The sequence below is a fragment of the Stenotrophomonas sp. STEN023 genome (assembly GCF_056760135.1).
Genome location: NZ_JBRREF010000078.1, coordinates 1 through 22,256, shown reverse-complemented (window position 1 = coordinate 22,256; position 22,256 = coordinate 1). Strand labels below are relative to the sequence as shown.

General features: G+C 57.3%; 19 protein-coding genes and 1 pseudogene. 10 read left to right on the top strand and 10 right to left on the bottom strand.

Features of this window, described 5'->3' with window-relative positions; genetic code table 11:
- Positions 1-105: 105 nt before the first annotated feature.
- Genes ACVOLV_RS17900 through ACVOLV_RS17885 form a run of 4 tightly spaced genes read right to left on the bottom strand, consistent with a single transcriptional unit; the run spans position 106 to position 6,218 of the window.
- The gene (locus ACVOLV_RS17900) at positions 106-3,246 is read right to left on the bottom strand and encodes an efflux RND transporter permease subunit (protein ID WP_481555533.1); all 3,141 of its coding nucleotides are present in this window, start codon (positions 3,244-3,246) and stop codon (positions 106-108) included.
- A gap of 10 nt (positions 3,247-3,256) precedes the next feature.
- Positions 3,257-4,276, bottom strand: a complete 1,020-nt coding sequence (locus tag ACVOLV_RS17895) for an efflux RND transporter periplasmic adaptor subunit (protein WP_481513620.1) — start codon at positions 4,274-4,276, stop codon at positions 3,257-3,259.
- The gene (locus ACVOLV_RS17890) at positions 4,273-5,559 is read right to left on the bottom strand and encodes a TolC family protein (protein ID WP_481555532.1); all 1,287 of its coding nucleotides are present in this window, start codon (positions 5,557-5,559) and stop codon (positions 4,273-4,275) included. Before ACVOLV_RS17890 ends, ACVOLV_RS17895 begins: the two co-directional genes overlap by 4 nt.
- Positions 5,560-5,588: 29 nt before the next feature.
- Positions 5,589-6,218, bottom strand: a complete 630-nt coding sequence (locus ACVOLV_RS17885) for a cation diffusion facilitator family transporter (protein ID WP_481533784.1) — start codon at positions 6,216-6,218, stop codon at positions 5,589-5,591.
- Between the two features lie 83 nt (positions 6,219-6,301).
- Between ACVOLV_RS17885 and ACVOLV_RS17880 the strand changes: the two genes are divergently transcribed.
- The 4 genes from ACVOLV_RS17880 (at position 6,302) to ACVOLV_RS17865 (ending at position 11,627) form a co-directional block, all read left to right on the top strand.
- A complete protein-coding gene (locus tag ACVOLV_RS17880; RefSeq protein WP_481555531.1) occupies positions 6,302-6,712 on the top strand; it encodes a MerR family transcriptional regulator in 411 nt (136 codons plus the stop codon).
- Between the two features lie 468 nt (positions 6,713-7,180).
- Entirely contained in the window at positions 7,181-8,341 is a 1,161-nt protein-coding gene (locus tag ACVOLV_RS17875; protein WP_481555530.1) for a ComEC/Rec2 family competence protein, read from the top strand.
- Between the two features lie 71 nt (positions 8,342-8,412).
- A complete protein-coding gene (locus ACVOLV_RS17870) occupies positions 8,413-10,578 on the top strand; it encodes a ThiF family adenylyltransferase (protein WP_481555529.1) in 2,166 nt (721 codons plus the stop codon).
- A 20-nt stretch (positions 10,579-10,598) separates the two neighbouring features.
- The gene (locus ACVOLV_RS17865) at positions 10,599-11,627 is read left to right on the top strand and encodes a patatin-like phospholipase family protein (protein ID WP_481555534.1); all 1,029 of its coding nucleotides are present in this window, start codon (positions 10,599-10,601) and stop codon (positions 11,625-11,627) included.
- Positions 11,628-11,885: 258 nt separating this feature from the next.
- On the opposite strand, the gene ACVOLV_RS17860 is transcribed toward ACVOLV_RS17865, so the two are convergent.
- Positions 11,886-12,827 (bottom strand): 5'-nucleotidase, encoded by a 942-nt coding sequence (locus ACVOLV_RS17860; RefSeq protein WP_481555528.1) that lies wholly within the window; start codon positions 12,825-12,827, stop codon positions 11,886-11,888.
- 69 nt (positions 12,828-12,896) lie between these two features.
- Complete coding sequence (locus tag ACVOLV_RS17855) at positions 12,897-13,454, bottom strand: hypothetical protein (protein ID WP_481555527.1); 558 nt, start codon at positions 13,452-13,454, stop codon at positions 12,897-12,899.
- 303 nt (positions 13,455-13,757) lie between these two features.
- Here ACVOLV_RS17855 and ACVOLV_RS17850 point away from each other — a divergent pair, with 303 nt between their 5' ends.
- The 5 genes from ACVOLV_RS17850 (at position 13,758) to ACVOLV_RS17830 (ending at position 19,362) form a co-directional block, all read left to right on the top strand.
- Positions 13,758-14,621, top strand: a complete 864-nt coding sequence (locus tag ACVOLV_RS17850; RefSeq protein WP_481555526.1) for an OST-HTH/LOTUS domain-containing protein — start codon at positions 13,758-13,760, stop codon at positions 14,619-14,621.
- 655 nt (positions 14,622-15,276) lie between these two features.
- Positions 15,277-16,404, top strand: a complete 1,128-nt coding sequence (locus tag ACVOLV_RS17845) for a hypothetical protein (RefSeq protein ID WP_481555525.1) — start codon at positions 15,277-15,279, stop codon at positions 16,402-16,404.
- A 420-nt stretch (positions 16,405-16,824) separates the two neighbouring features.
- Complete coding sequence (locus ACVOLV_RS17840; protein WP_481555524.1) at positions 16,825-18,234, top strand: J domain-containing protein; 1,410 nt, start codon at positions 16,825-16,827, stop codon at positions 18,232-18,234.
- Positions 18,235-18,271: 37 nt separating this feature from the next.
- Positions 18,272-18,481, top strand: coding sequence for a hypothetical protein (locus ACVOLV_RS17835; protein WP_481555523.1), 210 nt, complete (start codon positions 18,272-18,274; stop codon positions 18,479-18,481).
- A 5-nt stretch (positions 18,482-18,486) separates the two neighbouring features.
- Positions 18,487-19,362 carry a hypothetical protein gene (locus ACVOLV_RS17830; protein WP_481555522.1) on the top strand — a complete coding sequence of 292 codons (876 nt, stop codon included), beginning with the start codon at positions 18,487-18,489 and terminating at the stop codon, positions 19,360-19,362.
- Positions 19,363-19,486: 124 nt separating this feature from the next.
- Here the strand turns inward: ACVOLV_RS17830 and ACVOLV_RS17825 are convergent, their stop codons facing one another.
- The 3 genes and pseudogenes from ACVOLV_RS17825 to ACVOLV_RS17815 form a co-directional block, all read right to left on the bottom strand.
- Positions 19,487-19,840, bottom strand: coding sequence for a transposase (locus ACVOLV_RS17825; RefSeq protein WP_481555521.1), 354 nt, complete (start codon positions 19,838-19,840; stop codon positions 19,487-19,489).
- A gap of 294 nt (positions 19,841-20,134) precedes the next feature.
- Positions 20,135-20,311 (bottom strand): hypothetical protein, encoded by a 177-nt coding sequence (locus ACVOLV_RS17820; protein ID WP_481555520.1) that lies wholly within the window; start codon positions 20,309-20,311, stop codon positions 20,135-20,137.
- Positions 20,311-20,624 (bottom strand): annotated as a pseudogene (locus ACVOLV_RS17815) (DUF1153 domain-containing protein). Before ACVOLV_RS17815 ends, ACVOLV_RS17820 begins: the two are co-directional and overlap by 1 nt.
- A 322-nt stretch (positions 20,625-20,946) precedes the next feature.
- Between ACVOLV_RS17815 and ACVOLV_RS17810 the strand changes: the two are divergent.
- Positions 20,947-21,309, top strand: coding sequence for an EamA family transporter (locus tag ACVOLV_RS17810; RefSeq protein WP_481555519.1), 363 nt, complete (start codon positions 20,947-20,949; stop codon positions 21,307-21,309).
- Between the two features lie 59 nt (positions 21,310-21,368).
- Here the strand turns inward: ACVOLV_RS17810 and ACVOLV_RS17805 are convergent, their stop codons facing one another.
- Positions 21,369-21,944 (bottom strand): hypothetical protein, encoded by a 576-nt coding sequence (locus ACVOLV_RS17805; protein ID WP_481555518.1) that lies wholly within the window; start codon positions 21,942-21,944, stop codon positions 21,369-21,371.
- Positions 21,945-22,256: the final 312 nt, after the last annotated feature.

Genomic DNA, 22,256 nt, shown 5'->3' with positions numbered 1-22,256 from the left:
CCCCCCCCCTCCCCCCCCCCCCGCCCTATCCGCTTTCCCCCCCCCCAACCCGGGGGCCCGCCCCGGGCCCGCCCCCCCCCCCCCCACTTCTATACAGTTCGTCGATCAATCGCGTCCTCGATGAACCCAGCGATAGAGCACTGGCAGAACCATCAGGGTCAGCAACGTGGACGACACAATGCCGCCGATCACCACGGTCGCCAACGGCCTTTGCACCTCCGACCCTGGTCCGACATTGAGTGCCATTGGAACAAAGCCCAATGACGCCACCAATGCCGTCATCAGCACCGGACGCAGTCTGCTGAGCGCACCTTGCCGCACGGCCTGATCGAGGCCCACCCCGCGGTGGCGAAGATCACGGATGAAGCTGATCATTACCAGTCCATTCAAGACAGCTACGCCTGACAGGGCAATAAAGCCGATGCCTGCGGAGATCGAAAGCGGGATATCGCGCAGCACAAGCAGCAGCACGCCACCGGTCAGTGCCAGCGGCACTCCACTGAACACAACCATGGCGTCCTTGAAGGACCCAATGGCCCAATACAGCAGTGCAACGATCAACACCAAGGTGACCGGCACTACGATCGCGAGGCGCTGGCTGGCCGACGCGAGTTGCTTGAAGCTTCCGCCAAACTCGATCCAGTAGCCCGTCGGCACCTTTACCTGTGCATCGAGCGAGGTGCGAAGCTCGTCCACGAAGCTCCCCAGATCGCGATCACGAACGTTGGCGGTCACGACCATACGACGCTTTCCGTTCTCGCGATTGATCTGATTGGCGCCCTCGCTCATCTCGATGCGTGCGACTGCCGACAACGGTACGCTTCGGGCCGCGCTGGGAGACTTACCTGCACCTGCCTCCGCGTCGATAGGGAGTGCAATTGGCAACCGCGCCAATGCATCTGGATCCTGCCGTAGAGGTTCGGGCAGACGAACCACGATGTCGAACCGTCGATCACCCTCGAATATCTGCCCCGCAACTTCACCCCCAACTGCCGTTGCGACAACCCGTTGGACATCCTCTGGGGTAAGACCCAGGCGATTCAGGGCGGCACGGTCAGGGATGACGGACAGGAACGGCAACCCGCTCGCCTGCTCCATCCGCACATCAGAGGCACCCTGCACTGTCTTGACCACGGCCTCGATGGATTTGCCGGTACGCGCCAGCACCTCCAGGTCATCGCCGTACAGATTGATTGCCACATCTGCACGAACACCGGAGATGAGCTCGTTCATCCGCATCTGGATCGGCTGGGTGAACTCATAGTTGTTGCCAGGCACGCGTGCAACGACTGCTTCAATATCCTCTACAAGCACTGTCTTGGTCTTACGTGGATCAGGCCATTGCGAACGCGGCTTGATCATCACAAGCGTGTCAGCCACAGACGGCGGCATCGGGTCTGATGCTACCTCCGCAGTGCCCACCTTTGAGAAGACCCGCTCGACCTCCGGAACTTCGAGAAGTCGCGTCTCCAGAATTTTCTGCATCTGCACGGATTGCGTAAGACTGGTGCCGGGAATGCGCATGGTTCCGATCGTGATGTCGCCTTCATCCAGACTGGGGACGAACTCGCTGCCCATCCGCGATGCGATCACACCGCTACCTGCAACCAGCAGGATAGCCAAGCCACCTACAATCCGCGCATGTCGGAAGCTGGTATCAAGAAGCGGTTCATAGCGCCTGCGCATCCAGGACATCAGGCGATTCTCTTTTTCCTGGACGCGTCCTCCGAGCATGAGTGCGATGGCTGCGGGCACGAAGGTGAGCGCCAGCACCATCGCACCGGTCAGCGCCAGAACAACGGTAACTGCCATCGGGTGGAACATCTTCCCTTCGACGCCGGTGAGGGCAAAGATTGGAAGGTAGACAGCAGTGATGATGCCGAGCCCGAACAGGCTTGGACGGATAACTTCCGCGGTAGCAGCGGCAGTCAACTCGAAGCGCTCTTCAAGCGAAAGCGTCCTGCCGAGCTCGTGCTGACGTTCGGCGAAACGGCGCAGGCAGTTCTCGATGATGATTACCGCACCGTCCACGATCAAACCGAAGTCCAATGCTCCCAAGCTCATCAGATTGGCTGAGACGCCGCCACGCGCCATGCCGGTCAGCGTGAACAGCATGGCAAGCGGGATGACCAGCGCCGTGATGAGCGCTGCACGGAAGTTCCCAAGCAACAGGAAGAGGATGACGATGACAAGCAGTGCGCCTTCCGTCAGGTTCTTGGCAACCGTCGTGATGGTCCGGTCCACCAGCAAGGTCCGGTCATAGACAGGTGTCACCGTGACGCCTGCAGGCAGGCTACGGGAGGCCTCCTCCAACCGTTTGGCGACCGCTTGCGAGACCTCACGGCTGTTCGAGCCCATCAGCATGATGGCGGTGCCCAGAACCACTTCATGGCCATTCTGTGAAGCCGCACCACTGCGCAGCTCCTGCCCTTCACCGACTGTGGCTACATCGCGGACCCGGATCGAAACCCCCTCGCGACGCGTAACCAGGATGTCGCCGATCTGCCCGGGGTCTGCCTGAGCCGGGACCCGCACCAGATACTGCTGACCGCTGCGTTCAATGTAGCCGGCACCTATGTTCTGGTTGGCTGCCTGCAGAGAACGAACCACGTCTTCCAGCGTCAGATTCAACGCACGCAGACGAGCGGGATCAGGCGTGACGTGGAACTCACGCTTGAAGCCACCTAGGGTGTTCACCTCGGCAACACCGGGAACATTTCGCAGCTGGGGACGGATCACCCAGTCCTGCAGGGTCCGCAGGTCCGTGGCGTTGTAAGGACTACCATCGGGCTTACGCGCTTTGGGGTCAGCGTCGATCGTGTATGAAAAAATCTCCCCCATTCCCGTGGCGATAGGCCCGAGCATGGGCTCCATTCCCTGGGGAATCTGCGACTTGGCTTGCTGCAAGCGCTCAGCGACCTGCTGGCGGGCGAAGTAGATGTCGGTGCCGTCCTTGAACACCACCGTGATCTGGGAAAGACCGTAGCGTGAGAACGAGCGGAACGACTCCATCTTCGGCAGGCCGGCCATCGCCGTTTCGACCGGGAAGGTTATGCGTTGCTCAACCTCCAGCGGGGAATAGCCAGGAGCAGCGGTGTTTATCTGCACCTGGACATTGGTGATATCGGGCGTCACGTCGATGGGCAGGTGGCGGAAACTCCAGACCCCAACGGCAACGAGTACAAGTGTCAATGCCATGACCAGCCAGCGGTGGCTGATGGAGGCCCGGATCAAACGTTCCAGCATTCGGGAATCCTCAGTGGTCATGGCCAGCCGCCGACTTCTCGATATCTGCCTTGATCAGGTAGCTCTGTTCCACCACGACCTCGTCACCGGCAGCAACACCTTCGAGTACCTGTACATGCGTCGCGTCGCGCTTTCCCAGCGTCACCGGATGAGAGGTGTAGGTATCTCCAGTGCGAACAAAGACAGCGTCGCGTCCATCCATGCTTTGCACTGCAGATTGCGGAACGACCAGGTCGGCGTTCTCACTTGCAGTGGTGATCCTGACGTTTACTCCCGCACCGGGCCGCCAATTGCTGGCCGGGTTCTCCAGGACCGCCCTCCCCACCACACTCTGGCTGGCAATCGCTGTCCCGGGAAGAATGCGCTGCAAGCGGCCAACCGAAGGCTCACCGCCATAGAGGTCGACCACTTCGATCTCATCTCCAGGCCGCAGTGATGCGGCTTCTGCACCGAATACGTGCACATCGACCCACACCTGTGAAAGATCGGCTATCTCGAACAGCACCTGCCCTTCCGCAGCGCCCCCACCCACCTGAGCCGCGCGTGTCACCACCACCCCACTACGCGGTGCGTTGATGCTGTAGGCACTCAAGCTCAGGTTGCTGTCGACCGTCGCCAGCACCTGACCCGCCTTTACGTTGTCGCCCACGTTGGCCATCAGCGCTCGCACCGTGCCGGGAAACCTTGCCGTGACCTGCGACTGGGCGCTGTCGCCAGCGATGATCATCCCCTGCACTTCGAGTTGGGTGCGAATTGCGCCGGGCGCAACAGCCGCGACCTCAACCCCGTTGTCCTTGGCGTCCTGCGCGGAGATGGTGGTGTTCTCAAGTGCACCATCTTCGTGATCGTCAGCATGAGCTTCCGTGTGTCCCTCCTCGTGGCTGCCGGAGTCTTCTCCTTCCGCATGACCATGGGGGTCGGTTGGCTGCTGGCTGTCCTCGCCTGCCTGTTTGCCACCACAGGCAGCCAGCGCGGAGGCCAGCGTCGCAACCAGCAGCCAGCGGGGAGCATGCGTCATAAGGAGGGTCATGGGGAGGTCGGGTCCTGTGCGGATGAAGGAGATTTCGTGGAATCAATAATTGGTTGGCCGGTCAGGCGCTGCAGTTCGATCAGTGCACTCTGTGCCGCCAGCGCACCTTGTAGCTGCCGGCGCATGGCTTGTGCCTGCTGGTCCTGCAGTTGCGCCCACTCCAGGTAACTGGTTGCACCCGCTGCCCAAGCTGCCGCTGCAGACTTTTCTGCGCGCGCCAAGCGCGGCAGCACATCACTGCCCAGACGCGCAGCTTCCAACCGCGATGTCTGGTACTCGCCAAACGCCTGTGCTGCGGCAGCGTGCAAGCGGACTTGCAACGCCTCACGCTGCAACGGAATCAGAGCCAGTTCTGCTTCCGCGGCGCGAATGCCCGGAGCCGCGCGAGCACTGCTTCCAAGCCCCAGTGAAATGCCGGCAAACAAGGCGGTGTCGTCACTGTCCTGAAACCGGCGTGCACCGAGCTGCCAACCGATGTCCGCGCGGGACGCAGTGCGGGCCAGCCGCAATTCGGACTCTCGTACCCTTGCCTCTCCCTGCAGGAGCGCCAGTTCAGGCGATCGGGTGAGTTGCTCGGAGAAAGCTGCGAACTCGCCTGCTGCCGGTAATACCAGCGGATCACCGGTCACGTCTCCCGCAGCAGGTGTGGTGCTGTTCCACAAGGCTGAGAGGCTTTGACGCGCGGCCCGTTCGGCTTGAGCTGCACTATCACGGTCAAGCTCTGCTTCGGCCAACGAAGATTGCGCAGTCAGCACGACCGACTCCGGCGCACCACCCGCCTGGTGTCTACGCCGCGCTGCATCCACCGCACGTTGGCGGTGGGTGATATCCAGCTTGGCGATGCGTTGCTGCTGCACGGCCCCAGCGATAACGAGATAGCGACGTGCCGTCTCTGCCAGCAAATCCAATCGCGCCATCTCGCGCTGGGGAGCAAGTTGGTCGATATTTGCACTCGCCAAAACTCGGCGAGCATCCAGCTTCCCACCGCGCTCCAGCGTACCCGCCAGGCTGACGCTTAGTTCGGCTTGATCGGCCCCCTTGTAGCTTCCGCTGCCAAGGACGTTTTCCAGTTCCAATGCCGCGGTCATCTGCGGGCGTTGAGCGGCGATCTCAGCGCGAGCATCCAGCACACGCCGCTGGCCTTCAATAAGGCGGAGTTCTGGATGCCCTTGAGCGACGCGTTCGATGGCTGCGTCCAGGGTTAGTTGCTGGTTGTTTTCCGCCCACGCTGGCGCACAGACGAGTCCCAGGCAAAGGAAAAGCGAAGTTAGACGAGGCTTCATGCCGGTAGATCCAATGAGAAAGTGGGAGATCAGGGAGTGCGCGAGGCCTTCCAGGCAGGCCATGCTTCAGCGATCACGCTGATGGCCGATCGCAGGAACAGCAGGCCGATGACTACGCCGGCAAGAACATCCGGCCAACCCTGGCCCGTCAGCGCAACGCCCCCCGCAGCGACCAGGACCCCCAGATTTGCCGCGACATCGTTGCGCGAGCATTCGAAGGTGCTTTTCATGTTGATGTTCAGCTTGCGGAACCGCCACAGCAGCGCGAGACAACTGAGATTTGCGACAAGGGCGACTGCACCGAAGATGAGCATCAGTGAGCTCGACGGCGGCACGCCGTTGATCAGCTTGTTGATGACCTCGATAACGATGAATACGAAGAAGCCAAGGATCAGCAAGCCCTTGGCGAGCGCGGCACCAGCTTCCCAACGAGCGCCCCGGTTGACCGCCCATAGGCTCAGCCCATAGACAATGGCATCGCCGAGCATATCGACCGCGTCCGCCTGCAGTGCGCTGGACCGGGCAATGAGGCCAGCCCCGAACTCAATGAAGAACATCGCCAGATTGATGATCAGAACCGCGATCAGCACCCGCCGTTGAGCGCTATGCAGGGCGAGACTCTCCAACTCTTGGCGCTTGTTTCCGCAACAATGGTCCATGGGGGCCTCCGCCGGGGCCAGCCCGGACTTGAAAAATGAATCAGGCGCCTTTATGAACCCTGTAGCCACTACAAGGTCAAGTCATGAATGAGTTTTTCACCATTGGCCAATTGGCCCGGCATACCGGAACCAAGGCAGAGACGATCCGTTACTACGAGAAAATCGGGCTACTGGAGGAGCCGCAGCGATCGGAAGGCAACTACCGGCACTATGGCGAGCAGGCCCGGCGCAGACTCTCGTTCGTCCGTCGTGCGCGTGAGCTTGGCTTCTCGATCGAGCAGATTCGGGAGTTGATCGCCTTTGGCGAGCAACGCGAACACGAGTGCAGTTCCGTGGACGATGTGGTGAAGGCACACATCGCCGAGATCAAGCGGAAGGTAGTCGACTTGCTTGCATTGCAGACCGAGCTGCAACGCATGCTCGGGAACTGTCCTGGAGGTCGCGTCGCCGACTGTCGGGTGCTTGAGGCGTTGCAACCAGCGACATCAACGTAAACGAAAGCTGGACACTGATGATCCAGTCAGGCATTCCGCACCTGCACTACCCTTGATTACGCGGATTAATCTCCTGCCCTGCCACATGTCCGCTATCGGCCAAGAGCGGACCTCCGCTCAGCCGTTTAACGGGCTATTCGCGCCGTACACATTGAGAAATGGTGACGACTGGAGTGGTGGACGGGCTACTAATTTCTTTCCCAGGCTATCACTGCGGCAACCCTACTGAGGCTTGTGCCTCCACCTGTATGAGACCCTCGATTCATAGGTGAAATTTCGTATCTTGTTGATATTACAAGAAAATAGTGACATTTACCTTAAAGAACTTTGCCCCCTTGAAAACGGCGACCGCCGTCACAAATTCATCCCTCAACTGAACTGTAGTCACGAGCCGCCCATCGTCTCATTGCCCGAGACGAGAAGACGGCAATCTGAGATTGATGGATCAACGTCCAGGGGGAAGTGGAGATGGCGACGAAGCACCAAGTGGTTTTTTACCCGGTTGGAAACGGGGACACGACGCAGATCATTTTGGACAATGGCAAGCGGGTTCTCTTTGACTTCCGCCACAAGGGGTGTGCGGAAGATGAGTCGACGCCAGAGATCGATCTGAAGGCAGCACTTAAGAAGGAGCTTGTCGACGCAGGTAAGGACAGCTTTGACGTAGTGGCATTCACACACGCGGATAACGACCACATCCAGGGCAGCACTGACTTCTTCTGGCTGGAGCATGCAAAGGTCTATCACGGCGAGGGCAGAATCAAGATCGACCAGTTGTGGGTCCCCGCAGCGATGCTCGTGGAGGAGGCCACGCAAGATCAGCAGAGCGAAGAGTTCGTGCTTCTGAGGCAAGAGGCGCGCCACCGTCTGCTGGAAGGCGAAGGCATCCTGGTCTTCTCACAGCCAGAAACGCTGATGGAATGGCTGAGACCCAAGCTGGAAGCTCGCGGCGAGCCATCGACGGCCCGGGATCATCTGTTTGTCGATGCTGGCACCATCGTTCCGGGTTTCACCTTGCTAGAAGACAACGTGGAGTTCTTCTGCCACTCGCCCTTCATCGAACACTGCGATGAAGGGGACATCATCCGTAACTCGGCAGCCTTAGTGTTCAATGTGAGGCTCCAAGCAGACGGCCGCACCTACGACTACCTGGAGGTTGGTGATGCCGAGTACTGTGACCTGGAAAGGATTGTCGACATTACGAAGTACCACGGCAATGAGGACCGCCTTGCCTGGGATCTGTTCAACATCCCCCATCACTGTAGCTACAAGGCGCTTGGGGAAGATAAGGGGGAAAAGGACACTGTTCCCTGCGAAAAGGTCGCCGAGCTTCTCATGATGGGCAAGAAGGACTCGTACATCGTCGCCTGCTGTAAACCTGTGCCTGACATTAAAGAGTCCTACGAGCAGGTCCAGCCACCCCACATTCAAGCCCGCAGAACCTACGAGACCTATCTTGAGAAGGTTGGTGGAAGATCCTTCCTCGTCACCATGGAAGAGCCTAACGCCAATAATCCTAAGCCAATTGTCTTCGAGGTGGCTGCCGCAGGCGTCACCTGGACGAAAGCAGCGTCGTCATTTGGCTCTGCGGCCATCGTTGCCTCCCGCCCTGCCAGGGCAGGAGCATGAGCTCGGAGTACTTTGCGCATACATTGACTGCTCTAGACGATCTAGCGGCAGTCACACCGCGTACAAGCGCGATGATCGCCGCTGTCAATGCTCACCGTGACTTCAAACTCATTGAGGTGATGCGTAGCGCCAAGGTAGAAGAGCTGGCGACCGTCTACCTAATGGTGGACGTTGAGTGCCACGGTGTGCCCACCCACAATGAATATGGGCTCCGCTTTCGGGAGCGCATGCTTATACATGTGCCTCAGGACGATGCGAAGGCAACAGTCGTTTGGTCAATGCGGAAGGACTTTCCGAGGCTTGCACACCAAAACAGCGTGACGTCGCAGGGCCCAGCTCAGCTATGCTTGTATTTCGAACCGCCCTTCGTTGTCGCTCGCACCTGGACTCCTTCGTCATTTCTTGCTCGGATCCAGTGGTGGATGGAGAAGAATGCCAAGGGCGAGCTGCATCTGGCCGATCAGCCTTTGGACATGCTGTTCTTTGAGTCTCGGCATGAACTGCTGATCCCTTGGGATCTTGACCAACTGGCGGCAAGGGGGAAGCTCAGTGTTATCGCTGCAGCTGAGCGTAAGAACGATGGCTGGACACTGCGCATCGTTGATCAACTTCCTGCCAACAAGTCTCTCCACGCTACTCTGGTCAAGGTAGACCTTGAGCCCATTGAAAGCGGGATGATTGAATGGGATCCGCATACTCTCGGGCAGTTGAATGAACTCTTGGCACGGCGAGGAGCGGACCTGGTTCCGCTTGTAGCAGCGGCTATCCAGGCAGCGACGCCTTCAGACGGACTCACTCACCAGGATGAGGCTCCGAGCACGCTTGTGCTGCTCTCTGTTCCCATCAAGCGTGCGTCGACCGGCGAGGTCGAAGGAATCACCTATCGCGCCTTCTTCCTTGATGGTGGGACACTGAAGATCGGCACTATGCTCGGTGCTCTTATCCCGCATGACGGTCGATACTTCAGCTCAGTTGGTGTTGTTGGAAATCAGCCACAGGAAGGATGGGAGTCTATCGGGCTTGATCCAGTCACCGTTCTTTGGGAGAACAGCCCTGAACGTGCACGCAGCCAATCGGGCTTCAGCGATGCAGGACCGCAAGGCGTATTGATCGGCGTTGGATCTTTGGGAAGTGCTTTGCTGGACCTATGGGTTCGATCTGGCTGGGGTCGGTGGACTGTAGTGGATAAGGATCATGTCCGACCGCACAATCTGTCACGCCACACTGCATTCAATAGACAGATTGGGCAACCCAAGGTTCTGGCAGTCTCCGCGAATGCCAGAGAGGTCATGCGTAATGGTTCGGCTGTAACTCCTCTCGAGGAAGACGTCCTTACCAGTACCTTGCCGGAGCTGGCGCAGGCCCTCAGGAGCGCAGACCTGGTCGTAGATGCAACTGCAGACCTGGGCTTCCCGCGGGCGTCAGCAGTAGTGGATGAACGATCACGGCATGTGAGTGTATTCGTAACTCCCAACGGTCGGTCGGGAGTCATGATGCTTGAGGACGTCGCCAAGGAACGGTGCTTGCGTACGATTGAAGCTCAGTACTACCGCGCCATCATCAATTCCAATTGGGGAAGAGCCCATCTTGAGGGCCATCGCGGAGCGTTCTGGAGCGGAGCATCGTGCCGTGACATCTCAATGGTCCTACCGTATTCGAGTGTGATGATTCATGCCTGTCAGTTTGCCGAGAGCATCCCAGTCCATATTGCCAATCCGAGGGCCGCCGCATTGATCTGGCAGCGAGATGTGAGCGGCCAAACGGAAGCGATAGAGGTCCCACTGTCTGATAGGCGGATACATCAGGCAATTAATGGTCTCAGCATCTACATGGATGAAGGCCTACACGAACATCTGCATGCTCTGCGCAGCAAAAGTCTTCCCAGCGAGACGGGTGGTATCCTCCTTGGTTACCACGACTTCACGCAGAACCTGCTTGTCGTTGTAGATGCGCTGCCGGCGCCAACCGACAGTAAGGGTACGCCCGCTTCGTTTGAGCGCGGTGTTGCCGGAATGCCAGAGGCCGTTGCAGAAGCACAAAACCGCACTGCTGGAATCGTTGGATACGTTGGAGAGTGGCACAGCCACCCAGACGGGTGTCCGCCAGAGCCAAGCCAAGCCGATCTTGTGCAGCTGGCCGAGCTCGCTATGGGAATGCACGAGGAAGGCCTTCCGGTAATCCAAGTGATCGTTGGAAGCCATGACATTCGTGTTGTCCAGGCGGAGGTTCAGCCTTGAAAGATCGCCAGATCGATCTAGTGCTGTCCGGTGGAGGCATCAGAGCAATGACCTTCCACTTGGGGATCATGCGGGCGCTGGCAAACGCTGGTTGTTTGGAGTCGGTATCTCGGATATCCAGCGTGTCGGGAGGGAGCCTTGTCACCGGACTTGTGCTGCATCGCTCTGGCATGGCATGGCCGACTTCAGAACGGTTTCTGGAACAGATCTACCCGGCGCTCCGCGATGAACTCACCTCACGCAGCCTCCAGTGGGATGCCCTCCGCGAACTATCGAGCCTCTCGAATCTTCGCTTCTTGCTGAGCCGCTCTAATCTCCTAGCAGCTGCACTGCGCCGCCGTTGGGGAATTGAGAACAAGCTTAGCGATCTTCCGGCGATACCGGACTGGTCAATCAATGGGACCAATGCTGAGAACGGACGCCGCTTTCGATTCAAGCGTGCAGACTTGGGAGACTACCTAACGGGTTACGCAGCGACGGGCAACTTCCCTCTGGCCAGCGCAATGGCGGTCTCGGCCGCCTTCCCAGGCGGCTTTGGCCCGCTTCGCCTCAGGGCGGACAGGTTCAGGTGGAAGCGTCGAGCAAGCTGGAGTGGTCCTACACACGAAACCGTAGACTCCCAGCCAGGCACTGTAATCCATCTCTACGATGGTGGCGTGTACGACAATCTTGGACTTGAGCCCTTCTTTGATGCTGGTAGGGGCGTGCCAAAGGATGCCAATGGACACTTCATACTGGTCTCAGATGCAGGAAGGCCATTGGATATGAGCTTCAGCAAATACTCTCTGAATCCATTTCGCATCAAGCGCGTGGCTGACATCATGTCCGACCAATCACATGCACTGAGGGTTCGTACCTTTCACCACTATCTCTCTAAGAGCGCCGACAGAGGGGCAATGATCTACATTGGTAGTCCTGCTAGTTCGGACGCTTTAGATCAGGAAGAGGCAAGCTTCGTAGCCACGTTCCCCACAAGCCTCGTCAAGCTCACTCTGGAAGACTTCGATAGGATTGCCAGACATGGTGAAAGGCTCACTCTCTTACCTTAGCAACAATATTGGCCTTCAGTTCCTTTGAGTAGCTCTGTAGCGTAGGCACTAAAGTGACACATCTACGGCGCGACTGGATCTGAGGTCTGTCCGGAAATAATTAGCTAGCCTCCTTCTGTTCTAGCTCTCGTCCAAGCAGCCAAACCGGAGATCGAATTATTGACGGGACGAGGTGTCCGCTTACGGCCAGAAGCGAACATCGATGCCTGAGTTCGGCCGCGTCGCGGAGAAGCGTCGGCTTGAATGAACTGTTAGCATTCAATCTTTTGGTTTGTTCGTGATGCCGAAAGGAATGTGGACTGATGGAGCCACTTCGCTTGCGGTCGCAAGATGCCCGGATTGGTCGTCAAAGAAGATATGCGGTTGTAGAACGTCCAAGACAAGCTTCTTCTCTACTCCTCCAAGAAAGAATGCATCATTCGCCATGACTCCCCAACTCTTCAACGTATTGATAGCCCGCTCATGGGAAGGCGCATTCCTTGCCGTGACAATAGATACGCGAAGACGATTCTTATAGCCCGGATCTTCTTTTCGCTTTTCTTCTTCGACCTTCTGTATCTTTGAAACTTTAAGCAAGAATTCCTTGAGTGGACCACCGCCGAGTGGCTCCATTACGTTGGCAGTCTCATGGTCGTGGAATTTTAAGACGTCTTTCGTCTGCTGCATAACGGTCTCAGCAGTGTCATCAGCCACTACACCATCAAAGTCGAATGCGATCCGCAAGGTTTTGTCTTGAGGGTCATCAATCTTCTTTGATTCCATCACGTAGCCGGCTGGAAAACCCTTGGCGATGGCTTCAAGAACATCGCTCTGGTTGGATGAAAGGAACAACGAAATATTCAGGGCGGGGATGTAGTCGTATGGAGACACGCCTTGCTGAAAGATCGCACGAGTTATTCCTAATCCGTGATGTTCGATGGACTTCATCACGCGAAGCCCCGTGTCTGGATCATTGCGTGAGAGCAAGACAACCTCTATCAATGGCCCTGTACCTGCTGGACTTAGGTCATTGAGTGTGAGCAGGCGCTTGATGAATGAGAAGGCGACCCCCTCACTCAACGGGTTGTTCTTATGAGCCTCTTGATACTGTCGATACGACTCCTCCCCCTGACTCCTGAAAATTTTGTCTGATTCAGTCAGATCAAACATAGCGCTTGATGCAACGCCAACCACAAGCCTGTCTTTCAACTCGTATGCCACAATTCCCCCCTGTGACTGCTAACACCTGAATTAAGCCGCGCCGCGAAGCGGCGTCGGCTTGAATGATTGTTAGACCTCACCTGCCTGGACAAGGTTCTCGAGGTCTATCGGCAGATTGCGAGGCTGAATAATTGAGCCGAATTTCTTCTTGAGAGCTGCAACCAGCAACCAGGTTCCCAAACGCATCTCGGTCATGACCATCATGAACTTGACCCTGTCAGGTGACCACACGTCTCCACCTGCATTTTCCAGCTTCTCTGCTGCGGTGCAGTGCTCGCTGAGAGTGGCTGTTATCTCTTGAATGAGACGTTCGCAGGACGGATCGGCCCAAACGCCCTTGGTCTCTTGCATGATCACCTTGCGCGCTTCGTAGAGGCTTTGCATAGCATCCTGAGGCGACTCGTCTTCGCCGCAAGCGTAGAACAAACGGCGTGCGTCAATCTCGGTAACGATGGAATGGACGCGGTTTAGATCGCGGTCGTGGAGTGTGATGCCACCGAATGTGAAGTGCCCATTCGCGGCCGCTTGCCGGAAAGAGCCAACAAAATTCTTATAGAGCGCCTCAGCCCGCTTCAGTAGCTGGGCATCAGTAACGCTTGAGTCGACGTGGAAGTTGCGAAGGCTCATTGAGTTCTCATTTGAGGTCTAACTACCTAATAGCCGGATCCCTAGGTCCGGTTATACAACTTATCCACAGCGCACCGTATGGCGGGGCAATCCCCTTGATGCGGCTCGATACTAGGACGTCTGGGTCCGGCTAACAAGCCGATGAATAACCGGACCCCGCGGAGTCCAGAGCCTGCGCTCAGGCGGATGTTCGCTTTGGGTCGAAAGCGCTTGGTGCAGCATAGCGTTCAGATTAGTCCCACATCTTTCAGTTCAAACGATATCGTTACCTAACCGCTTCTAGCACTTTCGCCCGGATTCCCGATGGCTGTCCCCGACCAATCTGACATCTCAGGACCGCAACGCGAAGTACAACGGCTCTTGGGCCGTTGTCTCTTGCGTTTGCAACAGTACGAGCGCCTGCTGAAGGCAATGATCGCATTCCAGAAGCTGTCTGGAACATCTGAGATGCTCCCGTATGCTTTAGACGCCCGAAGGGCAGAGACTAGCGACAAGACGCTAGGTACGTTGATCGGCCGCCTAATGGGCGACTACATCTTGAAAGAAGGTTGCGAACTATCCGACGACACACACAAGCAACCTGAAGGCTCAATCCATTTCAGCTTCCGGATGCAGCTCAAACTGCCAACCGAACGTCACGAGGCCCTCAAGACGGAACTGCGCGAGCTGGTGACACTACGAAATACACTGGTGCACCATTTCATCGACTTACATGATCTCTGGACTATTGACGGTTGCCTTCAAGCCCAGGGCGCGCTGAGCCGTTCATACGCAGAGATCGACCGGCACTTCGAACAACTGGTCACGTTTTCTGACTACATGGATGAGGCAAGAAAAGCCGCTGCCGAGTTGGTGCAATCAACACAATTTCACGAAATGGTCGTCAATGGAATTGCACCCGACGGTGAGATTCATTGGCCCATAGCGGGTATTGTCGGAGCGTTGAGGGAAGCTTTCCATACACTTTCCATCGACGACTGGGCAAATCTTGATGCTGCCACGCGATGGATTACCGAACACCATCCTCAGCAAACGCCACAAAAGTACGGCTGCTCCCGCTGGCGTCACGTCATTCACGAGTCGGGACAATTCGAGTTGCGTCGATTCATGCACAATGGACAGTTCGGAGCGTGGTATCGGGAACGACGCAACGCGACCGACCGTTAAACGAAAGCTTCACGACAGTCGCTTAAGAGGTGCCTGCTCGCTACGGACACCAGCTAACGGTCGGGTGACGCCCAGAGTCCAATAATGAGCGCGTACTCAGCGCCTGCATCCACGTGGCGGAGGTGATGCTGGCCTTGCCGGTCTGTGACAGGTGCCAACCCAACAGTTGCTGGGTATGGCAATCGATCACCAGCGCCATGCAGAGCGACCCGTCTTTCCCTCCCCCATACACAGCACGGGTCTGTGGCGCATCGCCGGCAGCTTATCCTGATCCAACAACGACGCCGCAAATTCCCGAAAATCGCTGGTATCGTCAAGGGGATTGCAAGCATTTGCTCGTGCCAGAGCAGAATGGCATGAGATACCATCTCCCCTGGTAGAACTTCTCGCTCTCCATCGTACTCGTAAAAAAGTGGGGGCTCGGAAAATCTGGATCGTAAACAGTACCTAGGTTTTCCCAGGAGAGTTTTTTCTCGGACGTCTTCGTATTTTTTCGTTCATTTTTCCGGAGTGGGTTCGTTGAGGAGAATATGACGCGAAGTCCCCCCAAGAGAGTCGAATCCGCCTATCACCGCACTCATCCGCTGGAGCAGCGACGCCCCATGATGCAAGCATGGGCTGATTTCGCCCTTCCACTGGTAGCATGAGATAGGCAATGCTCTTCGCTCTCCATATCGAGGTTGCTCACAAGCTTGTGGGCATGGCCCCCGCTGCGTTCTTCGAGTACGCCACGGGCCTGAACCACATGAACTATCGTCGAGGACGTGGCTACGCAGCCTTCATGGCCAAGCGCGAGCAAGTCGAAGCACATTCGGACTCGCTACTGCTGCGCATGCTCCAGAAACGCGGCGTCCCAGACGCCGAATTTCGAGGATTCAAAGAGGAAATCCCCCAGGGACACTCGGCCATCATGCTCTACGGGCTAGGTTTGCTCAACGAGCATACGTCACCACCAACCCGAGAACTGGTCGCCATGTTCGATGCGTCAGACAAACGGCTATGCCAGTTGTCGGACACAGACGTGTCCGGCTTTTTCGACGAGATAGGCCCGCAGTCAGAGCTTGGGCCTGCCTACTGCGCAACGTTGGCGGTGGCGGGTATCCGAGGTCCCACGCTGGAGCTGACCGCACCTGAGCGGGCCGCCTTCAATCTGGCCCTGAACCGGCGCGCCAACATGGCGCTGTCATTCCTGGCTGCAGTGGACCACGAAATCGGGCATTGGATTGGACGGACCGGGGTGCCAGACGCCTTGGCGGGCCTCCCCAGATTTGCAGTGCTGTTGGCACCGCCTGGACCAACTCATCGGCGTCGCCATACCCCGGCTGACCCTACCGCGCGCCTCGTAGATTTCATTGGCGCCGTCGGTTACTACTTGCGCGAGGGCCGCTGGCCTGAGCGCCCGCTCCCTATCGCGGACATGGGCTCCCAGGCAGATCTATCAGGGACACGGCTTGGCGAGGGCGATCGGTTCGTTCGCGGCTTGAGAAGTGGCAAGGCCCAGCTAACTCGAAAGTTATTCAGAACACTGGTCCACACCCAACTCTGGACCCACAAGGCGAAGGCGTCTGATCTCGATGACCAAGCGGACCTGCTTGAAACCTACCTGGTGGCCGCACTCTTGTTGAGCCTACTCCTGCCAGACCACCCAACCACCGCGGGCCACATGGACCGCACGGGTTGGCGGGAGGCCTATCTGGGATGGTGGGAGCGGCATAGACACCGCTACCCACCCCCGGCCCCGTCGACAGGCCCACCGCCCCCAGCTTGGCTGATCGATCCGTAGTCAGCGCTTCGCAGGGGCGTTGCTGCGGTTGCCGCCAGACGGCATCCCAGGCTTGGTCGACGGCCACCCAGCGGAGCCTCGAGCGCCGCCGGCAGTCGAGCCGCCCTTCGAGCCACCACCGGCCTTCCCAGCCGACCCACCATTACCCTTTGCCATATTCGTCTCCTTGTTAGCCCCACACGGGGCAAGGAAAGCTTGAACGTTGGCGCACTCCGATTAAGCCCTGAAAGTTCACAGGTGGACGTTGCGCTGGTGAGGCTGGCGTAGGCCCCACCATGGTGCTTAATTGAAGTATCCGTGTTAGCGGACGGGGGGAACCCTCTCGAAAAAAAGAATATTCCCCCATTCATCATCGATGCTATTCTCTCGAATGCTTTTGACGAAGCGCCAAAAGCGAGAAAGGAAGCATCAGGGGGATGCATGTTGGAAAAGGATTATTACGAAGTACTGGGAATCCGTCCCAGTGCGTCAATCGATGAAATCGACCTCGCGTACAAGGGGCGGCGGAGCCAGTATCACCCGGATCGTTACGCCAGTTCCGATTCCGAAACCCTCGCCTGGGCCACGGAAAAAATGAAGGAACTGAACGCGGCATACTCCATCCTGAAGGATAAGAGTGAGCGAGCACGGTTTGATCAACAGCGTGGGAAGCAATCTGCCAAGCCGGCAGCTTCACCACCGCCCATTCCCGAGCCGGACGAGCGCAGCCCGTTGCTGGATTTTCTTCAACGGTATGTACCGGACAATGAGTTCTTCCAGAAGATACATGTCGCTCCCAACATCCCGCAGAAAAAGCTGGGTGGCGCCCTGGAAAGCTATGGCCGTGGGCTGAACCCCCGTAATGTCATCGCGCTGATCGACGACACCGTCTTCGGGAGTGCTAAAGAGGGTGTGCTTATCACGGAGCAAGAGCTCAGGTTCAAGGCGGTCTTCGAATCCCCCTGCTCGGTCCAGGTGGAAAAAATCGGCAGCATCGAGGCTTATAAGAGCAGGATCACGGTCAACGGGCAGGAATTTGGCAAACTGAACGTGCCGGACTCAGATGAAGTCCATCAGTTCTTTGACTTCTTCAATGCCTTTTGTCAGCAGCGCCACGCCGATGCGCCGCGCGAGACCAAGCACAAGCGCCCGGCTTCTGCCGGAACAGGGCACCAAGCCCTCACGCTGCTGGAAAAGGGCTACTACAAGAGCTTTGAGCAAAACATAGACAGGAGGATCAGGACTACTCAAGGAGCGGAGCAAGCGGTCCTGCAGCTCGCCAGCCGGCTTCTGCCGATCTCCCTGTCGCTTGCAGAATGGATCGAATCGGAGAGCGGTGTTCCTCGCGAACTGCGCTCACTCTGGATGAGCGACGCCATTCGCTTTGAGCTCCTTATCTACTCGACCGCTGCCGCTGAGCACTTGATCAGAGCAAATATCCCTGACGGGCGTGAGTATGCGGATGAGATTGCAGCAGCTACCGCGACCACCCTGCTGATCGAATGCATCATCGAGGTCAGTGGTTTCAGTGAGATCCGAGGTCTCCACAAGATGGAAACCATCCAGCAAGAGCTGAGGAAGTCGGGATTCTTCAACGAGTTCATGCGCAGATGGGGCCGATACAAGCTCCTGATATCAGAAAGGGATGCCTCCGGCCTGATTGATGAGTTCGAGCATTCCATCCGCTCGCCCGCACTAATGGAGCTCTACCCAGTGACCGCTTTCGGCAACGAGTTCCTGGGTTTCATGCACGAGGCAACAGACAGATATCTGCCCACGAATGCCATTCCCGGGTTTCTGGATGACATCGATGACGATATCGAGAGCGCGCTTCTTGAGTGGATCGCCTAGTGCCAATAAATGACTGCTTCGAATTCAAGGAATGACCGTGAAGAAACTGGCCGCACTTTATTTCATCATTGCAATCATCTTCGCTTTCTACGGGAACTGGTGGGGCGACGACGCTTACAGGGGCTTTGCATACAACCTGGGCAAGTCAATCATCTGGCCTACAATTATATTCCCGTCGCTGGGGAAGATACTCGGCGGCATTGTACTGCTTGGCGTACTCGGTCTGGTCTTGGCATCGAAGAAGTGAACTACATGGCGAAGAACGCAACAATCATCCTCATGGCAATGATCGTCTCGATGCTGCTTGTGGCATGCGACGGAAAGTCGCGAAGCAGATATGTGGCCAGCTGTACCGCTCAGGGCATCCCGAAGGAACTGTGCTCGTGCACGTACAAGGAGCTGAAAGGCAAGTTCAGCAGCAGCCAAATCGACGACTATGTTCGAGTCGAGAAGCTCCCGGACCGGGAATGGAATGGGGCAATGGTGGACGCGCTTGAGAGCTGCGGGGTCGGTAAAGAAGCCGCCTTCATAATGAGGCGCGCATTTGGGCTTGACCAGCCGGCAGGCCTACCCGATCCGGCACTTGCCAAGCCCCCTGCAACGCCTCAGCAGGATTCTCAGCTTCCCTTGCAAGAACCCGCTTTCTCGCAATGCGGAAAGGATGCTGACTGCAAGGGTGACCGGATATGTGAGTCTGGCCAGTGCATGGCACCTTCCAATGCTGGTTCCATTCAGTCACCTGCGGAGCCTGTGCACTCGTCGCTATCAACTGACGCGACGACATGCACAAATGCTGAGCGACGGATCTTCAGCTGCACCACCACAAACCAGAAGGAGGTAACGCTGTGCGATTCCGGCTCAGCACTGCGTTACATCTTCGCGCGACGTACGGAGAAGTCCGAGATGAACCTCTCTGTCCCCCACAGCATGGTGTCAGTGGCACGAACCTCGTCGATGGACACGGTTAGAATTCCTACAGGAAATACGGTCTATAGCATCTTCGACCGGATCAGTGAGAGTGGCGCCCGGGAAGCGGGCGTCGACGTCGAGATTAATGACCGTCACGCCGCAACAGTTCAGTGCGAGCCATCGTCCGTCGAAAGCCTGATCGACAACCTTGGTCCATAGATGAGCGTGTGCTGGATTTCTTAGTGTAACCGGGATTTTGGTTATATCTGAGGGAGTCGCCCGTCAATCTAGATCGCCAATCGGTTCGGGGTCACCTGTAATGACCCACCGCTTTCTGCTCAGGTCATGCGGTTAATGTAGCGGCGTAAGCCGCGTCTGGGGTCATCATCTTCAGCGCCTGGTGCGGGCGCTGTTGGTTGTAGAAGGCGATCCAGTCAGCAATCAACCGCAGGGCGTGGGTTTGGCTTTCGAAGCGATGCCGGTGCACGCATTGCTCTTTCAATGTCCGGATCACGCGTTCCACCATCCCGTTCTGCTGTGGGCAGTCCGGGGTGATGAACTCCTGCTTCAGACCGTAGCTGCGCACCAAGCGGGTGTAATCGCGGCTGGTAAAGACCAGACCGTTATCCGAGCGCAGCAGGAATGGCTCCCGCACGCGGCCCAGCGTGCCGTAGCGCGTGATCAGTGCCTGCTCCAAGGCGACGGACGCGGCGCCGGTCCGTCCGGTCCGCGACAGATGCCAGCCCAGCAGTTGCCTGGTAGGCAGTCGATCACCAGCGCCAAACTGAGCCAACCGTCTTTGCCGCCCCATACGCGGCACAGGTCCGTTGCCCAACGCTGATCTGGAAACTCAGCGCGGGAGACCCTTCGCCTCGATGCGCGGACGTTTTCCCAACGCCCGCTTGCGGACCTGCCAGCCCTTGAGCTGGAAAATCCGCTGCACCGTGTTCTTGTTCATCCCAAGCAACGCGGCCACGCTGTGGTAGCCAAACTACGGCTCTGCCTCGATCATTTCCTTGATCGGCGTGGCCAGTTCGGGCTTGACGCTCGCCAGCGCCCGGGTGAGCTTGTAGTACGTCGTACGCCGTGCCACCTCAAACCAGGGGCACAACTTGGTCATCGGCACCACGAAGCCTTCATCCTTCAGGCCCTGCTGGACCGAGCGCATCAGCTCTCGTCCTTTCCCAGCAGGGAAGCCAGTTTTTTCGCGCACGGATTTCCAGCATCGCCTCGCCGTAAGCCTCCTACAGACCTTTGAGCTGGCGCTCGTACTGCTCGCGCACATCCTCAGGCTTGGCTCTCAGTGCGTTCTCCATGCCGCGCTTACCGTCCTCGACCCAGCTTTCAATTTCCGCAGGGGTCAGGTCGAACTGCCGGCTCGCCGCAGCTGCCGTGGTCTTGCCTTGGATGATCTCAAGGACCAGTGCCGACTTGCGCCGGGCCGTCCAGCGCTTGATTTCTTCTTCCATCACTTCATTCATCGGTGTCTCCTTTGGGGAAAACTAATACCTGAGCAGGTTTTAAGTGGGTCATTACACGGGACGCTTCTGGTCGTGTACGCGCTGGCATTCTCTTACGCTTACAGAGGAATCGGCGCTGCTACAGGAGCACTGATTTTGTTTGCGTGCGCGCAGCTGCTGATGGTCGGAGCAGGCTACCTCCGCGGGGAAAGATCAAGCCCATGGGGCCCAGCATTGGCCCTTGCCGGGCTTGCTCTGTTCCTCGGACCCTCAGTGAGTGCGCCTCCCATGGTGCCTGCCGCGCTGATGGCCATCGCTGGTCTCGCATGGGGATGCTTACTCATTGGTCGTTCCAAGCAAGGATGTTACTGCGCAGGCTGCCGAGAATCTCTTGATGGCAAGCGTACTGTGCGTGGCTATTGCTCCCTTCGTACTTGGCAAGCTGCAGCTTGATCTGGTTGGCACGCTTTACGCCGTATGCTCAGGAGCACTCGCTTCGGGTCTGGCCTACGCACTGTGGTACTGGATTCGAGGATTTCTAAGCCGAATGGCCCCAGGGAGCCTGCAGCTCACGGTTCCAATCCTTGCCGCTGGAATGGGAGCCACCGTCTTATCTGAGCAAGTGACCGCACTCCAAGGGCTGGCCGCAGCCATAGTGCTTGCGGGAGTCCTTATCAGCGCTCGTACCAAGCATCAACACAGTTGATGCGTGCGGGACGGCTCTGGTCTGAGCAAACCGAAGATGGCTTCTAACTAAATTAACCGCTAAGTCTCGGTCGGCTCCTTACGAGCACGATCAAGGGAGCCAATGTTCTTATTGAACGGTGGCTTAGATATGCGGAGCAAGAGCGATTCAACGTGCTTCGGGTAGTCATCGAACGAGCTGGTCCCGACATCATAGGCAGATATGTAACGAACAACTTCTCTGCGTGTCTCAGGCTTGTTCTTTACACCTTTTGGAAATGAAACGTCAATTCTCCGACCGATAGCCGACTTGATTTCGCCAAGTAGCTTTGTCGCTTTCCCAACGTACAAAAGATTGCCAAGAGAATCATAAAAAGCGTAGATCCCTGCGTCGCTCTTGTGCTCTCCCAACATATTCCTTAGCTGAGCAAGAAGTGGCTTCGAACTGTCGAACGGCCAAAACTCCTGAATAACTTTGAATTCTGGAACGAACGCAACGCTTATGAAGTACTCAATGGTTGAACGCTGAGGTATGCGACCTCCGGTCCGCCATTGGGCAATTGAATTTTCGGAGTAGCCAGTCTTAGCCGCTGCACTCCTGTCGTCCCCGTAATACGTGCGCACTACAAAATCAAAAATCTCACTACGACTTGCCATGACATCTCCATTGAAAGACAACTTCCAAATAACCAAACCCTTGGCCCAATCATGCCACATACACCCGACAACCCGCATAGCAGGTTACCCTGATGCGGCTCAACATTAGGGCCGCCGCCTTAGGCCAATGAGTAGAATCCAAGTGCCGCCCCCAATTCCCGGTGCATTCGTCCCTAGAAAACGAGAGAAGACGTATCAGATTGAATCGCCCAGGATTTCGTAGACACCTCGCAGCCATAAACTATGGCTTAGGCGGAGGTGGTTATGAGCACGAAGCGTTATACGGATGAGTTCAAGATCGAGGCGGTTCGG

What these genes read in the sequence shown, in the direction of transcription:
- ACVOLV_RS17900 (WP_481555533.1), bottom strand. Translation starts at nt 3,246, where the DNA reads ATGCTGGAACGTTTGATCCGGGCCTCCATCAGCCACCGCTGGCTGGTC.
- ACVOLV_RS17895 (WP_481513620.1), bottom strand. Translation starts at nt 4,276, where the DNA reads ATGACCCTCCTTATGACGCATGCTCCCCGCTGGCTGCTGGTTGCGACG.
- ACVOLV_RS17890 (WP_481555532.1), bottom strand. Translation starts at nt 5,559, where the DNA reads ATGAAGCCTCGTCTAACTTCGCTTTTCCTTTGCCTGGGACTCGTCTGT.
- ACVOLV_RS17885 (WP_481533784.1), bottom strand. Translation starts at nt 6,218, where the DNA reads ATGGACCATTGTTGCGGAAACAAGCGCCAAGAGTTGGAGAGTCTCGCC.
- ACVOLV_RS17880 (WP_481555531.1), top strand. Translation starts at nt 6,302, where the DNA reads ATGAATGAGTTTTTCACCATTGGCCAATTGGCCCGGCATACCGGAACC.
- ACVOLV_RS17875 (WP_481555530.1), top strand. Translation starts at nt 7,181, where the DNA reads ATGGCGACGAAGCACCAAGTGGTTTTTTACCCGGTTGGAAACGGGGAC.
- ACVOLV_RS17870 (WP_481555529.1), top strand. Translation starts at nt 8,413, where the DNA reads ATGATCGCCGCTGTCAATGCTCACCGTGACTTCAAACTCATTGAGGTG.
- ACVOLV_RS17855 (WP_481555527.1), bottom strand. Translation starts at nt 13,454, where the DNA reads ATGAGCCTTCGCAACTTCCACGTCGACTCAAGCGTTACTGATGCCCAG.
- ACVOLV_RS17850 (WP_481555526.1), top strand. Translation starts at nt 13,758, where the DNA reads ATGGCTGTCCCCGACCAATCTGACATCTCAGGACCGCAACGCGAAGTA.
- ACVOLV_RS17845 (WP_481555525.1), top strand. Translation starts at nt 15,277, where the DNA reads ATGCTCTTCGCTCTCCATATCGAGGTTGCTCACAAGCTTGTGGGCATG.
- ACVOLV_RS17840 (WP_481555524.1), top strand. Translation starts at nt 16,825, where the DNA reads ATGTTGGAAAAGGATTATTACGAAGTACTGGGAATCCGTCCCAGTGCG.
- ACVOLV_RS17830 (WP_481555522.1), top strand. Translation starts at nt 18,487, where the DNA reads ATGGCGAAGAACGCAACAATCATCCTCATGGCAATGATCGTCTCGATG.
- ACVOLV_RS17820 (WP_481555520.1), bottom strand. Translation starts at nt 20,311, where the DNA reads ATGCGCTCGGTCCAGCAGGGCCTGAAGGATGAAGGCTTCGTGGTGCCG.
- ACVOLV_RS17805 (WP_481555518.1), bottom strand. Translation starts at nt 21,944, where the DNA reads ATGGCAAGTCGTAGTGAGATTTTTGATTTTGTAGTGCGCACGTATTAC.